The 15,336-nt window shown below is 71.5% G+C and carries 15 protein-coding genes; 8 read left to right on the top strand and 7 right to left on the bottom strand.

Annotated features, from left to right (window positions below; translation table 11 throughout):
• Window positions 1-41: 41 nt before the first annotated feature.
• On the bottom strand, window positions 42-473 hold the full coding sequence (locus H516_RS21695) for a DUF1294 domain-containing protein (RefSeq protein ID WP_211217083.1): 432 nt from the start codon (window positions 471-473) through the stop codon (window positions 42-44).
• A 132-nt stretch (window positions 474-605) separates the two neighbouring features.
• Here H516_RS21695 and H516_RS19105 point away from each other — a divergent pair, with 132 nt between their 5' ends.
• Window positions 606-1,211 carry a YqaJ viral recombinase family protein gene (locus H516_RS19105; protein ID WP_051138766.1) on the top strand — a complete coding sequence of 202 codons (606 nt, stop codon included), beginning with the start codon at window positions 606-608 and terminating at the stop codon, window positions 1,209-1,211.
• Window positions 1,208-2,026 (top strand): alpha/beta fold hydrolase, encoded by an 819-nt coding sequence (locus H516_RS19110; RefSeq protein WP_022889216.1) that lies wholly within the window; start codon window positions 1,208-1,210, stop codon window positions 2,024-2,026. The genes H516_RS19105 and H516_RS19110 overlap by 4 nt, the downstream gene beginning before the upstream one ends.
• Before the next feature lie 26 nt (window positions 2,027-2,052).
• On the opposite strand, the gene H516_RS19115 is transcribed toward H516_RS19110, so the two are convergent.
• Window positions 2,053-2,745, bottom strand: a complete 693-nt coding sequence (locus tag H516_RS19115; RefSeq protein ID WP_022889217.1) for a Pr6Pr family membrane protein — start codon at window positions 2,743-2,745, stop codon at window positions 2,053-2,055.
• Between the two features lie 94 nt (window positions 2,746-2,839).
• Between H516_RS19115 and H516_RS0108070 the strand changes: the two genes are divergently transcribed.
• Window positions 2,840-3,829: an NADP-dependent oxidoreductase gene (locus H516_RS0108070; RefSeq protein WP_022889218.1), complete on the top strand. Its 990-nt coding sequence runs from the start codon at window positions 2,840-2,842 to the stop codon at window positions 3,827-3,829.
• Between the two features lie 4 nt (window positions 3,830-3,833).
• Here the strand turns inward: H516_RS0108070 and H516_RS0108075 are convergent, their stop codons facing one another.
• Window positions 3,834-4,790, bottom strand: a complete 957-nt coding sequence (locus H516_RS0108075; protein WP_022889219.1) for an ArsR/SmtB family transcription factor — start codon at window positions 4,788-4,790, stop codon at window positions 3,834-3,836.
• Between the two features lie 55 nt (window positions 4,791-4,845).
• On the opposite strand from H516_RS0108075, the gene H516_RS19120 reads away from it, so the two are divergent.
• Window positions 4,846-6,258, top strand: a complete 1,413-nt coding sequence (locus H516_RS19120; protein WP_022889220.1) for an MFS transporter — start codon at window positions 4,846-4,848, stop codon at window positions 6,256-6,258.
• A gap of 191 nt (window positions 6,259-6,449) precedes the next feature.
• Here the strand turns inward: H516_RS19120 and H516_RS0108090 are convergent, their stop codons facing one another.
• From H516_RS0108090 to H516_RS19125, 4 genes are all read right to left on the bottom strand, one after another.
• On the bottom strand, window positions 6,450-6,998 hold the full coding sequence (locus tag H516_RS0108090) for a GNAT family N-acetyltransferase (RefSeq protein WP_033197007.1): 549 nt from the start codon (window positions 6,996-6,998) through the stop codon (window positions 6,450-6,452).
• Window positions 6,999-7,221: 223 nt separating this feature from the next.
• Complete coding sequence (gene aceB / locus H516_RS0108095) at window positions 7,222-8,889, bottom strand: malate synthase A (RefSeq protein WP_022889222.1); 1,668 nt, start codon at window positions 8,887-8,889, stop codon at window positions 7,222-7,224.
• A 128-nt stretch (window positions 8,890-9,017) separates the two neighbouring features.
• A complete protein-coding gene (aceA, locus tag H516_RS0108100; protein ID WP_022889223.1) occupies window positions 9,018-10,385 on the bottom strand; it encodes an isocitrate lyase in 1,368 nt (455 codons plus the stop codon).
• Window positions 10,386-10,438: 53 nt separating this feature from the next.
• On the bottom strand, window positions 10,439-10,939 hold the full coding sequence (locus H516_RS19125) for a sensor histidine kinase (RefSeq protein WP_051138749.1): 501 nt from the start codon (window positions 10,937-10,939) through the stop codon (window positions 10,439-10,441).
• A 165-nt stretch (window positions 10,940-11,104) separates the two neighbouring features.
• On the opposite strand from H516_RS19125, the gene H516_RS0108105 reads away from it, so the two are divergent.
• From H516_RS0108105 to H516_RS19130, 4 genes are read left to right on the top strand one after another with little or no spacing between them, the layout of a single operon-like run.
• The gene (locus tag H516_RS0108105; RefSeq protein WP_026378570.1) at window positions 11,105-12,298 is read left to right on the top strand and encodes a polyamine ABC transporter ATP-binding protein; all 1,194 of its coding nucleotides are present in this window, start codon (window positions 11,105-11,107) and stop codon (window positions 12,296-12,298) included.
• Between the two features lie 17 nt (window positions 12,299-12,315).
• A complete protein-coding gene (locus H516_RS0108110; protein ID WP_022889225.1) occupies window positions 12,316-13,494 on the top strand; it encodes a polyamine ABC transporter substrate-binding protein in 1,179 nt (392 codons plus the stop codon).
• Window positions 13,487-14,410 (top strand): ABC transporter permease, encoded by a 924-nt coding sequence (locus H516_RS0108115; RefSeq protein ID WP_033196991.1) that lies wholly within the window; start codon window positions 13,487-13,489, stop codon window positions 14,408-14,410. The genes H516_RS0108110 and H516_RS0108115 overlap by 8 nt, the downstream gene beginning before the upstream one ends.
• Window positions 14,407-15,282, top strand: a complete 876-nt coding sequence (locus H516_RS19130; protein WP_033196992.1) for an ABC transporter permease — start codon at window positions 14,407-14,409, stop codon at window positions 15,280-15,282. Before H516_RS0108115 ends, H516_RS19130 begins: the two co-directional genes overlap by 4 nt.
• The last annotated feature ends 54 nt before the right edge of the window (window positions 15,283-15,336 follow it).

A 15,336-nucleotide genomic window follows, 5' to 3' on the forward strand; every position in this document is an offset into this window, starting at 1 on the left:
AGAGCTGTGCGGGCGGCCGTGCGGGCGGCGACCCTCGACGGTTACCGGGCGGTGAGGGGCCAGACCACGAGCACCGCGAGCGCGAGGAGGTTCAGCACGACGCCCGCCCAGAAGACCCGGCGGAAGCTGCGCTTGCGCGTCTTGTGCCGGAACAGCTGCTGCGCGACGAGCGCGCCGGGCCAGCCGCCCGCGAGGTCGACGAAGTGCAGGGCTCGCTCGGGCACCCTGCCCGTCGACCGCTTCGCCGCCGCCTTGTCGAGCCCGTAGGCCGCGAAGGCGACGAGCGAGCACAGCCCGTACCAGGCGCCGACCCACCACGCCACCGCCGCGAGCGCGAGAGCGGTGGCGAGCAGCAGGGCGAAGCCGACGAGCACCCCCCAGCTGAGCGCCGCGGGCAGCGGACGCGAGAGGTCGCGATCGCCCTGCACCGCGCGCGACGCCCCGCGCGACACCGTTCTCTGATCACCTGGCATGCCGTCGATCGTACGGCGTGCGGGGGCGAGTACGCTCGGAGGGTGCCAGAACCATTCGCCCTCTTCGATCTCGAGGGCGACACGTGGGCGCCGCCGGCCGAACCCCGTCCGAGGCATCCGCATGAGACCCGCATCGTCGCCGACTCGGGCGACCGCGTGGCGTGGCTGCGCGCGCGGGCGCAGGGCATCACCGCGACCGACGCGGCCAAGCTCGCCACCCGCGAGTCGGTGCGCACCGCCGCGCACGAGAAGCTGCACGGCGGCCGCCGCAGCTTCGGGGGCAGCCGGTACACCGACCACGGTCGCGCCCGCGAACCCGTGATCGCCGAGTGGGTCCGTCAGACCCACGGGCTCGCGCCGTCGACCCTGCTGTTCCACTCCGAGTTCGAACGCCGCCACCTCGCGACGCCCGACGGGCTGGGCGTCGCCGCGAACGGCACGCTCGAGCTGTGCGAGATCAAGACGACCTCGAAGCCCTGGCGCGGCATCCCCCGCGGCTACCTGCGGCAGGTGTGGTGGCAGCAGTACGTGCTCGGCGCCGAGCGCACCCTCGTCGTCTGGGAGGAGCACGCCGACTTCGTGCCCGTCGACGACGAGCCGAAGTCCCGCTGGGTCGACCGCGACGACGACCAGATCGAGATCCTCGTCGGCCTCGCGAACGAGTTGCTGCGAGCGATCCGCTCCGACCCCGGTGCCGTCGACCCGCGAGCGGTCTACCGCCCGGGGGCGCTCGCGTGACGACGCTCCTGCTGCACGGCCTCGGCGCCGACCGCAGACAGCCGCTCGAACTCCTCGCGCCCGTCGTCCGGTCGGTCGCGGGCGACGACGAACTCGTCATCGCCCCCGACGTGCGGGCCCACGGCGGCTACCTCACGGTCGGCGAACCCGCCGACTTCGCGCTCGACCGCCTCGCGGCCGAGATCGCGGCGACGGTTCGCGAACAGGTCGAGGATGCCACGGGGCGACCGCTCGACGACAGCGGACCGCTCACCGTGCTCGGCATCTCGATGGGTGCGGCGATCACCCTGCGACTGGCGCTCGACGAGCTGCTGCCGATCGACCGCGCGGTGTTCGTCCGGCCGGCCTTCGACGACCGGTCGCTGCCCGACAACCTGCGGGTCTTCCCCGTCATCGGGCAGTTGCTCGTCGACGCCGGCGCCGCGGGTGCGGCCGAGTTCCGCGAGCGCGAGATCTTCCACCGCATCGAGGCCGAGTCACCCGCGGGGGCGAAGGGGCTGCTCACGCAGTTCACCTCGCCCGACGCCGCGCGCCGCGCGATGCGGCTGATCGAGATCCCGCGCAACCGGGCCTTCACGAGCGACGACGAGCTCGCCCGGCTCGCACCCCGAGGCATCCGATCGCTCGTCGTCGCCGCCCCCCGCGACCCCGTGCACCCGGTACCCATCGCCGAGCGCTGGGCCATCGGTCTCGAGGCGCCGCTCGTCATGCTCACCGCGCGCGACGACGGGCAGGCGCAGCAGAACGAGGTGCTCGGGCGGCAGCTCGCGCGCTGGCTCGAGGCGAGCGACGCCCGACGGGCGAAGCGGGACTGAAGCCTCCGGGGCCGCGACCGACCTGCTCAGACCACGGTCGGGGTCAGCTCGTGGTCGCCGCCCGCGGGCACCTCCGGCGCTCCCGCACGATCCGCCCGGCCGAGCCGGCTGAGGCCGACCACCCCTGAACCGACCAGCAGGATGAACGCCGCGATGGCGATGACGTACACGGTGACGCCCTCGTACCCGACGCCGGGGCTCACCGCGGGGTCGAGGAACGGGTAGGGGTACCAGCCGACGATCGCCCCGCGGATCATCGTGTAGACCGCCCAGACGATCGGGAACGCCGCGATCCACCAGAGTCGGCTCCACGCGACGCGGCCTCGGCCGGGCGCCAGCACCCAGTCGAGCACGAGGTAGAGGGGCGCCCACACGTGCAGGATCTCGTTCGACCACGGCAGGGTGGTGGCCTGATCGAGCGAGATGTCGCGCAGCAGCAGGTTGTACACGACGAGCGTCGTCGCCATGTAGGTCGTCACGCAAGCCCGCACGAGATCGAAGAGGGGCGGGTCGCTCGCCCGGCGGAAGGCGTACACGGCGCCGACGAGCAACACGACCGCGGACACCCCGTTCGAGAGGATCGTGAAGAAACTGAAGAAGTTCACGACGAAGACGGTGGGGTCGGGAACCATCGACAGACTCTTTGCGAACTGCCCCACGATGGCGACGATGATCGCCGCGGCCGCCGCGACTCGTAGGACTCCGAAGGTTCGACGCACGATCCACCCTTCCAGGCCGCCCCCGCGACGACACTCCTCGCAGCATAGCCACGGCGGGCAGAATGGAGCCAGACCTACGACGGAAGGCACGGGCATGCAGGCGGAGACGGCGCGGGAGACGATGCAGGCATTGGTGATCGACCGCAGCGGCGATGCCGACGAACTGCGGGTCGCCGAAGTGCCCCGCCCGCTGCGCATCAGCGACGAGGTGCTCGTGCGCGTGATCGCCGCGAGCGTGAACCCGATCGATGTGAAGACCCGGGCGGGCCGCGGCACGTCTGCGGCGATCGGCCACTACCCCGCGGTGCTCGGGCACGACTTCGCCGGCGTCGTCGAACAGGTGCCGTACGCCGCGCACCCCCTGCAACCCGGCGACCGGGTGTACGGCATGGTGCGGGTTCCGCGCATGCCGGGCGCCCACGCCGAGTACACGACGGTGAGCTCGATGAGCCTCGCCCCGATGCCGGCTTCGCTCGACTTCGCGCACGCCGCGGCCGTGCCGCTCGCGGCGCTCACGGCGTGGGGCGCCGTGGTCGACACCGCACGGGTGCACGACGGCCAGCGGGTGCTGATCCACGCCGGTGCGGGCGGCGTCGGGCATTTCGCCGTACAGTTCGCGGCGTATTTCGGCGCGACCGTCACGACGACCGCGTCGGCGCGCAACGCCGAGTTCCTGCGGGGGCTCGGCGTGCACCGGGTCGTCGACTACACGAGCGAACGCTTCGAAGACGAGGTACGCGAGCAAGACGTGGTCATCGATCTGATCGGCAACGTGACGGATGCCACGGGCACGCGCTCGCTCGAGGTGCTTCGCCCCGGCGGGCTCGTCGTCACGGTGCCCACGGGTTCATGGCCCACCATGCGCGACGAGGCCGAAGCCCGAGGCATCCGCTCGACCGGGTACGTCGTCTCACCCGATGCGCGCACCCTCGCGGTGATCACCCGCCTCATCGATGACGGCGCGGTGCGCGTGCACCTCGACCGCGAGCTGCCGCTCGCCGAGGGCGCCGAAGCGCACCGGCTGATCGAGGCCGGGCACGTGCGCGGCAAGCTCGTGCTGCGCGTCGCGCCCGACCCGGCCTGAGCGCCTACCGCCCCGCCGCGAGCAATGACGCGCCGAGTTCGCTGCGCAGGTAGAGCACGCTGTGCCCGTATCGGGTCGAGACGACGAGGCCCGCGTCCCGCAGCACCCGCAGGTGCTGGTTGACCGCCGAGGCCGTCACGCCGAAGCGCACACCGAGCTCGGTCGACGACGCCGGGTCGCCGAGCGCCGAGAGCAGGCGGGCGCGGGTCTCGCCGAGCACCGCGGCCACGGCGGCCGGGTTCGCGACGTGCTCGGCCTCCCAGAGGGCGCCCTGCCCGCGGGCCGGGTACATGATCATCGGCGGGCCGTCGCCGACGGGCGCCGATCCGCGGCGGGTGAACATCGTCGGCACGAGCGTGAGGCCGAGTCCGTCGATCGGCTGCACCCGGTCGTTCGGGTCCTTCAGCCGGACCGAGACCACGCCGCCCTCGTAGTCGACGGTCGCGGAGAGCCCGTTGAGCATCGATGCCACCCCGCCCTGCGCGATCTGCCGGCCTCGGTAGACCACGTCGGCCTCGAGCACGGCGCGCATGCGCGGCCAGTACTCGGCGAACGAGGCGTCCCACAGCTCGCGGAGCGCCCGCACGATGCGCCGCATCGCTGCGCGTCGCGACCCGGCGAACACCTCGGGGACGTCGCCGTGGACGGCGACGAGGTCGCGCTCGATCACGTCGCCGGGGGTGTCGAGGAGCGCCGCGAACTCGTCTTCGAGGCGGGTGAGCGGCGACTCGGGGCGCGGGTTCAGGAAGTCGGGGGTCCAGAGGCGATCGTCGATGAGCGCGGTGAGCGCGTCGAGGTCGAGCGCGGCGCGCGCCTCGGCGGTGCGCTTCAACCACGGCAGCTGCAACGGGAACCGCGACGGTTCGCGGACCGCCCGCAGCGACAGGCTGAGCTCGCAGAGCGGCGAGATCCCGAAGCGCACCGCGCCGACGTCGTCCTCGTTCAGCACGTACCTCAACATGAAGCAGAACGCTACATCAATTTCGCGCCCTCCGGCGTTCTGCCAGAACTGAACCGTGAGCCCCACCACCCCCACCGACACCGACCCCGCTCCGGGCACCGGCTCGGCGCCGGCCGTCGGCCCCGAGGCATCCGCCCCGCCGACGAAGGCCGGCCCCCCGCGCCCGACCTTGCGCGCCCGCCTCGCCGCCTCGGTCGCCGACCCGGTGCTGCGCATCCTCGTGGGCGCGACCCTCATCTCACGCCTCGGCCGCGGCATCTTCCTCACCGTCACGGTGCTCTACTTCACCCTCATCGTGGGGCTCACCCCCGGCGAGGTCGCGATCGTGCTCGCCGCGGCGAGCGGAGCCGGGGTCGTCGCCTCCTTCGCCGGCGGCTGGCTCGCCGACCGGTTCAGTGCGAAGCGACTCATCATCGTGTTCACCGCGATCGAGGGCGTCGCACTCATCGCGTACGTCTTCGCCGCAGACTTCGTGACGGCGCTCGTGATCGCGGTGATCTGCGGACTCTTCGAGCAGGGCGCGAACTCCACCCGCTCGGCGATCATCGCGCGAGCCTTCACCGGCGAGTCGCGGGTGCACGCCCGGGCCGTCCTCCGTACCGTGACGAACGTGTCGATCGCAGTCGGCTCAGGGCTCGGCGCCATCGCCCTCGCGCTCGGCACCGCCGAGGCGTATCGCGGACTCATCATCGGCGCCGGCGTGCTCTTCCTGCTCGGCCTGTTCCAGCTCGTCCGCCTCCCGGCGTACGTCGACGCCCCGGCGCGTGCCGCGGTCGCCGAGGTCGTCACCGCGACCGGTTCGGTGGATGCCACGGCCACCGCGGAGGCGATCGCCGCCGAGCGACGCAGCTGGCGCTCGCACTCCCCCTGGCGCGACCCGCGCTACCTCTGGCTCACCGCGCTCAGCGGGATCTTCGGCATGCAGTTCGGCGTCGGCGAGCTCGGCGTGCCGCTCTGGATCACGCGCGAGACCTCCGCCCCCGAGGTGCTCATCGCCGCGCTGCTCATCCTCAACACGACCATCGTCGTCATCTTCCAGGTGCCGATGTCGAGGGGCACCCACGATCTCCGCGTCGCCGGGCGCGTCTCGGCGATCGCCGCCTGGCTGATGGCCGGTGCGTGCCTCGTCTACGCTGCCGCGGCGGGCCTGCCGACCGGATTCGCGGTCGCGGTGCTCGTCATCGCGGCGACCGCCCACGCCTTCGCCGAGGTGCTCTCGCAGGCCGGCGGCTGGGGCCTCAGCTTCGAGCTGGCCGACCCGGTGCGGGCCGGCACCTACCAGGGCGTCTTCGGCATGGGGTACTCGGTCGGCGCCCTCGCCGCGCCGCTCGTCGTCAACGCGACGGCGATCTCGCACGGGTTCTCCGGCTGGGCGATCCTCGCCGCGATCTTCCTCGCCTCGGGGCTCGGCACCTGGTGGATCGCCCGGCGCGCAGCGGGCGCCGCCGCATCCTCGGCGCTCGCCTGAGCCCGCATCGCCACGCCCGCATCGCCGCGCCCGTATCGCCACGCCCGCATCGCCACGCCCGTTTCGGGGGTGCTTTTCCGCCAGACCCGTGGCGTGTCGCGCCGCAAAGTTGCGGAAAAGCACCCCCGAAACGAAGGGGGCGCGGGGGCGCGGGGGCGCGGGGGCGCGGGGGGCGGCGGCGAGCGAGGGCGTCAGCCGAGCGGCTGCGCGAGCACCCAGTCGTTCTCGACGCGGCCGCCGACCGTGAAGTGCTTGCGGCCCGCCTTCGCGAAACCCTGCTTCTCGTAGAAGCGGATCGCGCGCGCATTCTCCTCGTTGACGCCGAGCCAGCACACGACGGCGCCCGTCACCCGCGCGGCGTCGAGCGTCGCCGCCATGAGCGGCGCCGCGATTCCGCCGCCGTGCTCGCCCGCACGCGTGTAGAACTTGCTGAGCTCGATCGCCGGTCGCGCCGTGACCGCGGCCGCGGCATCCGCATCACCCGGTTCGCCGCCGATGAGCATGCTGTACCCGACGAGCGCATCGGATGCCCCGCCGCCGCGTGCGGCGACGACGACGCGTCGCGCGGGGTCGTCGAGGTACGCGGCGAAGTGCTCGGGCCGGAAGTGCCGCTCGATGAAATCGGCCATCGCCTCGGGCGTGGTGTGCGGGGGGCACGCCAGCGGGAACGTCTCGGCGGCGAGGGCCGCGAGCGCCTCGACGTCGCCGGCGGTCGCGGGTCGGATCACGGGCTCGGTCACCCCGCGATTCTGCCAGAGCCAGGCGTGTGACATACCGTCTCAGGAAGACGGAAGCCCGTCAGGACGCATTCCCGAGTATCGTCCTGACGGGCATCCCTGTTCCTGAGACGGTGCTCACCCGGGCCTGGGCGGGCCCGCGCGCCGAGCGGGCCTCCCCGACCGCTGCACCTCCGGGGTCGCCGGATGCGGTCGGGAAGGCCCTGGTCTTCGCTGCGGGCGGGGCTCAGAGGTACCTGGCGTACGCCCCCACGGTGAGGAACGTCGGGAACTCGGGCTCGAGCGCCACGGTGCGGAAGACAGAGATCGCGTCGTCGAAGCGGTCGCCCTCGAAGCGGGGCAGCTCGGCGACGGCCGCCGCCATGATACGCACGATCGAGGTCTGATCGATGCGCGTGCCCTCGGCGGTGACGGTGTTCTCGTTGAGCCACTGCCAGATCTGCGAACGCGAGATCTCGGCGGTCGCGGCATCCTCCATCAGGTTGTCGATCGCCGCGGCGCCGGTGCCCCGCAGCCACGACTCGATGTAGCGGATCGCGATCGACACGTTGTCGTGCACGCCGGCCTCGCTGACCTCGCCGCCGCCCGAGGGGATGTCGAGCAGCTGCGCCGCCGTCACCACGACGTCGTCACGCAGGCGGTCGACCTGGTTCGGCCGCTCGCCGAGCACCGCGTCGAACTCGGCGCGAGCCGTGGGGATCAGGTCGGGGTGGGCGACCCAGGTGCCGTCGAAGCCGTCGCCCGCCTCGCGGCGCTTGTCGGCCGAGACCGCGGCGAGCGCGCGTTCGGTCACCTCGGGGTCGCGGCGGTTCGGGATGAACGCGCTCATGCCGCCGATGGCATGTGCTCCGCGCTTGTGGCAGGTCTGCACCAGCAGCTCGGTGTAGGCCCGCATGAACGGCACCGTCATCGTGATCGACCTGCGGTCGGGCATCACCCAGCGACGACCCCGCGAGCGGAAGGTCTTCACGATCGAGAAGATGTAGTCCCAGCGGCCGGCGTTGAGGCCCGCACAGTGCTCGCGCAGCTCGTAGAGGATCTCGTCCATCTGGAACGCGGCCTGGATCGTCTCGATGAGCACCGTGGCGCGCACCGTGCCCTGCGGGATGCCGAGGGCGGCCTGCGCATGGACGAAGATGTCGTTCCAGAGCTTCGCCTCGCGGTGGCTCTCGAGCTTCGGCAGGTAGAAGTACGGTCCGCGGCCGGCGGCGATGAGGGCGTGCGCGTTGTGGAAGAAGTACAGGCCGAAGTCGACGAGCGAACCCGAGGCGTGCATCGCGCGCCCCGCACGGTCGTGGAACCTGAGGTGCTTCTCGACGAGGTGCCAGCCGCGCGGGCGCATCACGATCGTCGGCGTCTCGGCGAACGGGCGTTCGACCCGATACTCCTTGCCCTCGGGGTTCGTGTAGTCGAGGCGATCGCGCACTGCGTCGAAGAGGCTGAGCTGCCCCTCGATGACGTTCGCCCAGGTAGGGCTCGTGGCATCCTCTTGGTCGGCGAGCCAGACCTTCGCACCCGAGTTCAGCGCGTTGATCGCCATCTTGCGGTCGGTCGGTCCCGTGATCTCGACGCGACGGTCCTCGAGACCGGGGGCGGCGCCCGCGACCCGCCATGACGGGTCCTCGCGGATCCACGTCGTCTCGGGCAGGAACTTCGGGTCGCGGCCGTTCGCGGCGTCGACGCGGCTCTGCAGGCGCTCGGCGAGCAGCTCGTGCCGGGTGCCGGCGAAGCGGTCGTGCAGCCCGGCGAGGAACGCGAGCGCCTCGGGGGTGAGGATCTCGTCGTAGCGCGCGCCGAGCGGCGCGGTGACCTCGATGCGAGGTTCGACGGTCTGGAAGCTCCCGCTCGCGGGGCGCGGGGTGGTCTCTGTGCGTTCGAGGGTGATGGTGCTCATGGTTTCGTCTCCTTGGACGTGCCGCCCCGGGGTTCACAGGACATCCGCCGACTTGCAGGACGACTGCTCGTCAACTCGTCCTGCGAACCCCGCGATGTCCTGTAAACCCCATGGGGTGGGCGAACGGGTCAGTGGTTGAACTGGTCTTCCTCGGTCGATCCGACGAGGGCGAGGGTTGCGCTGTTGGGGTTCAGCGCGGTGGCGATCTGATCGAAGTAGCCGGTGCCGACCTCGCGCTGGTGGCGCGTGGCGGTGTACCCGGATGCCTCCGAGGCGAATTCGGCCTCCTGGAGTTCGACGTAGGCCGACATGTGGCGCTCGCTGTAGTCCTTCGCGAGCGTGAACATGCCGTGGTTCAGGGAGTGGAAGCCCGCGAGGGTGATGAACTGGAACGCGTAGCCCATCGAGGCGAGCTCGCGCTGGAACTTCGCGATCTGCTCGTCGTCGAGGTGACGCTTCCAGTTGAAGCTCGGCGAGCAGTTGTACGAGAGGCGCTTGCCCGGGAACTTCGCGTGCACGGCCTCGGCGAAGCGGCGCGCGAGGTCGAGGTCGGGTTCGGCCGACTCCACCCAGAGCAGGTCGGCGTACTCGGCGTACGCGAGGCCACGGGCGATCACCGGCTCGATGCCGTTCGCCACCTCGTAGAAGCCCTCGGCGGTGCGCTCCCCCGTGACGAACGGCTTGTCGCGCTCGTCGTGGTCGCTCGTCAGCAGCGTCGCAGCGAGCGCGTCGGTGCGGGCGATGATGATCGACGGCACGCCGGCGACATCCGCTGCCAATCGCGCCGCGTTGATCGTGCGGATGTGCTGCGACGTCGGGATCAGCACCTTGCCACCCATGTGGCCGCACTTCTTCTCGCTCGCGAGCTGGTCCTCCCAGTGCACGCCCGCCGCGCCGGCCTCGATCATCTGGTGCATGAGCTCGTAGGCGTTCAGCGGACCGCCGAAGCCGGCCTCGGCGTCGGCGACGATGGGGGCCATCCAGTCCTTCACGCCGGTTGCGCCTGCGCCGTCCTGAGCCTGTCGAAGGGTCGAAACCGCATCCTGCTCGATCTGGCCGGCTCGCAGCAACGCGTTGTTGATGCGTCGCACGACCGCCGGCACCGAGTTCGCCGGGTAGAGCGACTGGTCGGGGTAGGTCTGGCCGCTGAGGTTCGCGTCGGCCGCGACCTGCCAGCCCGACAGGTAGATCGCCTTCAGGCCCGCGCGCACCTGCTGCACGGCCTGGTTGCCGGTGAGGGCGCCGAGCGCGGCCGACCACTCCGGGTCCTCCATGCGCTCGAAGGCGTTGCCCGTGTTCTTCTGGATGTCCTGCCAGAGCTTCTCGGCGCCGCGCTTGGCGAGCGTGCGCTCCTCGCGAACCGGGCCGCGGAGGGCGATGACGTCCTCGGCGGTGTAGTCGCGCTTCACGCCCTCCCAGCGGGGGTCGGCGTCCCACTCGAGCTGCAGCTCGGCCGCGGTCTGGGTCTGGTCGCCGGGGCGGTTGGGGGTGCTCATCGTCGTGCTCCTTCGGTGCTGCGGGGTGCATTCTCCGGATGCCTCGTGGCGGGTCATCCGTTCGTCCTGCACCCATGCTGCGCCCGCCTGGAGCACCCGGACCGACGAGTCCGGGGGTGAACTTCTGCGGTATTTCTACTCCGAAGAAGAACCGCGGTCCACCCGTCCGACAGCGGGTCAGTGGCTGGAGCGCACCGTGGCGCGGAGCCCCCGCAGGGCCGCGGTGAGAGCTCGAGCTCGGCCCCGTGCCTGGCGACGATCGCCGCGACGATCGAGAGGCCGAATCCGCGACCCCGGTCGGCGGCGTCGCGCGTGCGCCCGCCGCCCCGGGCGAACGGCGCGGTGAGGGTGGCGACGGTCGCCGCGTCGAGCTCGGCCCCGCCGTTCTCGACGCGGAGGAGCGGGGCGGGCCCCGTGGCATCCGTCGTCACTGTCACGAACCCGCCCCGCGCGTTGTGCCGGATCGCGTTCTGCACGAGGGTGACGACGAGCTGGCGCAGCAGCACCTCGTCGCCCTCGACGGCGGTCGTCTCGAGCGCCGCGGCCGGGCTCACGCCCGCCGGCTCCGCCTCGGGCGCGACCGACCGGACGGACTGTCAGGTCACCCCGCCCCCGTCCGATGGTTCGTCTCATTCGCCGGGATCCGCGTTGCTCCCGCCGTGCCGCAGGGCAGAATGGCCACTGCGCGATGGCGCGCGAGTGAACAGGAGGCGTCGCCGGTGACTCAGGCATCCACGATCGAGGCGGAGTCGGGGACGACTCCCGCACCCGGGAATTCCCGCGGCGAGGCACCCGGAACGGTCGTCATCGACGCCGTCACGAAGCGCTACGGCGACGCGACCGCCGTCGACGGCCTCTCGCTCACCATCAAGGCCGGGGAGTTCATCTCGCTGCTCGGCCCGTCGGGCTGCGGCAAGACCACGACGCTGCGCATGATCGCCGGCTTCGAGCAGCCCGACGCGGGCGACATCCGCGTCTCCGGTCGTTCGCTGCTCGGTGTGCCGCCCTACCGCCGCGACGTGAACACCGTGTTCCAGGCCTACGCGCTCTTCCCTCACATGTCGGTCGCCGAGAACGTCGCCTACGGACTGCAGCAGAAGCGCACCCCCAAGTCGGAGATCCGCGAGCGCGTCATCGACGCGCTCGACCTCGCCCAGATGCGCGGGTTCGCCGATCGCAAGCCCACCCAGCTCTCCGGCGGCCAGCAGCAGCGCGTCGCCCTCGCCCGCGCCCTCGTCAACCGCCCGTCCGTGCTGCTGCTCGACGAGCCGCTCGGCGCGCTCGACCGCCAGCTGCGCGAGGAGATGCAGCTCGAGCTCAAGCTCCTCCAGTCGCGGCTCGGCATCACCTTCGTCTTCGTCACGCACGACCAGGGCGAGGCCCTGTCGATGAGCGACCGCATCGCGATCATGCGGAACGGCGGCATCGAGCAGCTCGCCGACGCCGACACCGTGTACGCGCGACCGGCCTCGGCCTACGTCGCCGCGTTCGTCGGCCAGCAGAACTTCTTCCGCGGCCGGGCCGCCGAGGGCGGCGGCGCCGTCGACTCGACGCACGCGCTCGTGCGCGGCGCCACCCCGGCCTCCCCCGCCCTGCGCGAGGGAGAGGCCGGCCTCGCGGCCGTCCGCCCCGAGTTCGTGCGGATCGAGGCCGCGGCCGGCGACGCGGCATCCGACGCCGTGAACACCGCCCGCGGCACCCTCCTCGGCGTCTCGCACCTCGGCGAGACCATGCAGTACCTCGTCCGACTCGGCGACGACCAGAGCCTCATCGTCCGGCGCCCCACCCCCGAGGCGCCGCAGGTCTCGGTCGGCGACGCGGTCGTGTGCTCGTGGCGCCCCGAGAGCGTGCTCCTGTTCCCGGCCGACGATGCGGCGAGCGACGGCGGGTTCGTCGCCCCGCCCACCGCCTGATCCGCCGAGGAGCCACGATGTCACCCGAACCCGAGATCCGCATCCTCGCGCCCGCCGGCGCCGCCAAGACCATCCGCCGCGAGCTCTCCCGGCGCCGATTCCTGAGCTTCGCCGCCGCGGCGGGCTCGGCCGGGCTGCTCGCCGCGTGCGCGCCGTCCGGCACGCAGAACGCCGCGCAGGCCTCGGGCGGCGCCCTCGAGGACCGCCTCTCGATCTACACCTGGGGCGACTACGACGCCCCCGACGTGCTCGACGCCTTCACCGCCGAGCTCGGGCCGAAGATCTCGCTCAGCGCCTTCAACTCCAACGAGGAGATGGTGGCGAAGCTCGTCGGCGCCCGCGGCACGAGCGGCTACGACATCGTCGTGCCGACCGGCACCTTCGTCGCGCAGATGGCCGAGCACGGGCTGCTGGCCAAGCTCAACCACGACCTCATCCCCAACCTGCAGCACGTCGACCCCGAGTTCCTCGGCCGCGCGTGGGACCCCGACAACGAGTACTCGATCTGCAAGGCGTGGGGGACGACGGGCTTCGTCTACGACACCACGGTGATCGACCGCGAGCTGAAGGACTGGAACGACTTCATCGACGCGGCCAAGAACGAGGCGAGCGGCAAGACCTCGCTCCTCGACGACCCGGCCGAGCTGACGGGCCTCTACTTCTGGTCGAACGGCATCCCGTGGAACACGACCGACGAAGCCGACCTGGCCGCCGCCGAGGCCTTCCTCGTCGAGGAGCTCGCCCCGCACATCTCGGCGTTCGACTCGTACCCGGGCGGCAGCGCCATCCCGCAGGCCACGCAGGCGCTCATGCAGTCGTACAACGGCGACGCGCGACTCGGCATGCTCGAGAGCCCGGACCCCGAGCGCTGGAAGTTCGTGCTCGGCTCGCCCTCGACCGAGCTGTGGATGGACAACTGGGCGATCCCGGCCGGCGCACCGCACCCCGAGGCCGCGCACGCGTTCATCGACTACGTGCTCGCGCCCGAGAACGCCATCTCCGAACTCGACTACATCGGGTACCACACGGGCGCGAAGGACATCGAGCAGGTCGCGGCCGACGCCGGACTGCCGATGCTCGACCTCGTGTTCTACTCCCCCGAGCAGCTCGCGACCATGCAGGAGGGCGAGCTCACCGAGGCGCAGGAGCGCATCGTGCAGATCTGGAACAAGACGAAGGCGGCGGCTGGTGCGTAGACGACTCCCCGGTTTCCTCCTCGCCGCGCCCGCGTGGGCGTGGCTGACGATCTTCTTCATCGCCCCGGTGGCGATGGTGGTGTGGTTCAGCTTCGGCTACAAGCCGAGCATCTTCGCCACGCAGGCGACCGACAAGCTGTCGTTCGACCGCTACGCCGAGGTGCTCACCCCGACCTTCTTCGCGACCTTCCAGAACACGCTGTGGGTCGGCGTCGTCGGCACCGTGCTGTGCTTCCTCATCGGCCTGCCGGTCGCGTACTGGATGGCGGTCAAGGCGCCGCCGTCGAAGCGGGGCCTGCTCGTCGCGCTCGTCATGGTGCCGTTCTGGACGAACTTCCTCGTGCGCACGATCGGCTGGCAGGTCATCCTCGCGCCCGAGGGGGTGCTCTCGACGATGCTGCAGGGCGTCGGCTTCGAGCCGCTCGCGATCCTGAACACCCGCGGCGCGGTCCTGATCGGCGTGGTCTACAACTACCTGCCGCTCATGATCCTGCCGCTCTTCGTCGCGTTCGACCGGGTCAACGGGCCGCTCCGCGAAGCCTCGAAGGACCTCGGCGCGGGCAAGCTGACCACGTTCTTCCGCATCACCCTCCCGCTCGCGCAGCCCGGCATCGTCGCGGGCGTGCTGCTCGTCTTCATCCCCTTGATGGGCGACTACATCACGGCGACCGTGCTCGGCGGGGCGAAGGGCAACATGGTCGGCCAGCTCGTGGCCAGCCAGTTCCAGACCGCGCAGAACTGGGCGCTCGGCTCGGCGATGGCGGTCGTGCTGATCTTCGTCATCCTGCTCACCGCGGCGGCCGGGGCGATCCTCGTGTGGCTCGTCTCCTGGCCCTTCCGCGCGCGCAACAGGCTCGTCATCGGCACAGCGCCGGCTGCGGCATCCGTTCCCGTTCGAGAGGAGGTCGCGGCATGAGTCTTCGACAGGCGGAGCGACCGGCCCGGCGGGCCCGTCCTGCATGGTCGGATGTCGCGTTCAACATCTGGGGCATCCTCGTGCTCCTCTTCCTGTTCGCGCCGATCCTCGTGATCATCGCCTCCTCGTTCAACGTGGGCCGCCTGCTCGTGTCGTGGGACCAGTTCGGCTTCGACTCGTTCCTCGCGCTGCTCGCGAAGCCCGCGCTCCGCGACGCGGTGTGGATCTCGGTGCAGACGGGTTTCATCGCCGCCCTCGTGGCAACGCTCCTCGGCACGCTCGCGGGAATCGCGATGGCGCGGCACGCGGGCAAGTGGGTCTGGTGGTTCCTCGGGCTGCTGCTGCTCGTCTCGGTGACGCCCGAGATCGTCGATGCGGTCGCGCTGCTGCCGTGGATGGTGTTCCTCGGCCAGGACCTCGGCATGTCGATCTTCAACGACGGCATCGTGCGCCTCGTCGTCGGCCACTCGCTCTTCTCCGTGGCCGTCGTCTCCTACCTCGTGCGCGCTCGTCTCGTCGGCCAGGAGGCGAAGCTCGAGGAGGCCTCGGCCGACCTCTACGCCACACCCGCCCGCACGTTCCGCAAGGTGACGCTGCCGCTCGCGATGCCCGCGGTGCTCGCCGGATTCCTGCTGTCGTTCACGCTGAGCCTCGACAACACCGTCATCGCGGCGTTCGTCTCGGTCTCGGGGTCGACGCCGTGGCCGGTGTACGTGCTGAGCGCGCTGCGCAGCGGGCTCCGGCCCGAGATCGCCGCCGTGTCGACGGTGATGCTCGTGCTCACGCTGGTCGCGCTCGGTCTCGTCGCGCTCGTGCTGCGGCGCGCGGGCGATTCTGCCGCCGACATCGCCCGCACGATGGCGGGCAGCTGAGCACCACGCGACCTGGACGCGGAACGGGGGCGCACCGATCGGTGCGCCCCCGTT

It is taken from the genome of Agromyces italicus DSM 16388, assembly GCF_000421545.1.
In the GTDB taxonomy this organism is placed as follows: Bacteria; Actinomycetota; Actinomycetes; order Actinomycetales; family Microbacteriaceae; genus Agromyces; species Agromyces italicus.

What these genes read in the sequence shown, in the direction of transcription:
- H516_RS21695 (WP_211217083.1), bottom strand. Translation starts at nt 473, where the DNA reads ATGCCAGGTGATCAGAGAACGGTGTCGCGCGGGGCGTCGCGCGCGGTG.
- aceB (WP_022889222.1), bottom strand. Translation starts at nt 8,889, where the DNA reads ATGAGCACCATCACCCTCGAACGCACAGAGACCACCCCGCGCCCCGCG.
- H516_RS19130 (WP_033196992.1), top strand. Translation starts at nt 14,407, where the DNA reads ATGAGTCTTCGACAGGCGGAGCGACCGGCCCGGCGGGCCCGTCCTGCA.
- H516_RS0108110 (WP_022889225.1), top strand. Translation starts at nt 12,316, where the DNA reads ATGTCACCCGAACCCGAGATCCGCATCCTCGCGCCCGCCGGCGCCGCC.
- H516_RS0108075 (WP_022889219.1), bottom strand. Translation starts at nt 4,790, where the DNA reads ATGTTGAGGTACGTGCTGAACGAGGACGACGTCGGCGCGGTGCGCTTC.
- H516_RS0108070 (WP_022889218.1), top strand. Translation starts at nt 2,840, where the DNA reads ATGCAGGCGGAGACGGCGCGGGAGACGATGCAGGCATTGGTGATCGAC.
- aceA (WP_022889223.1), bottom strand. Translation starts at nt 10,385, where the DNA reads ATGAGCACCCCCAACCGCCCCGGCGACCAGACCCAGACCGCGGCCGAG.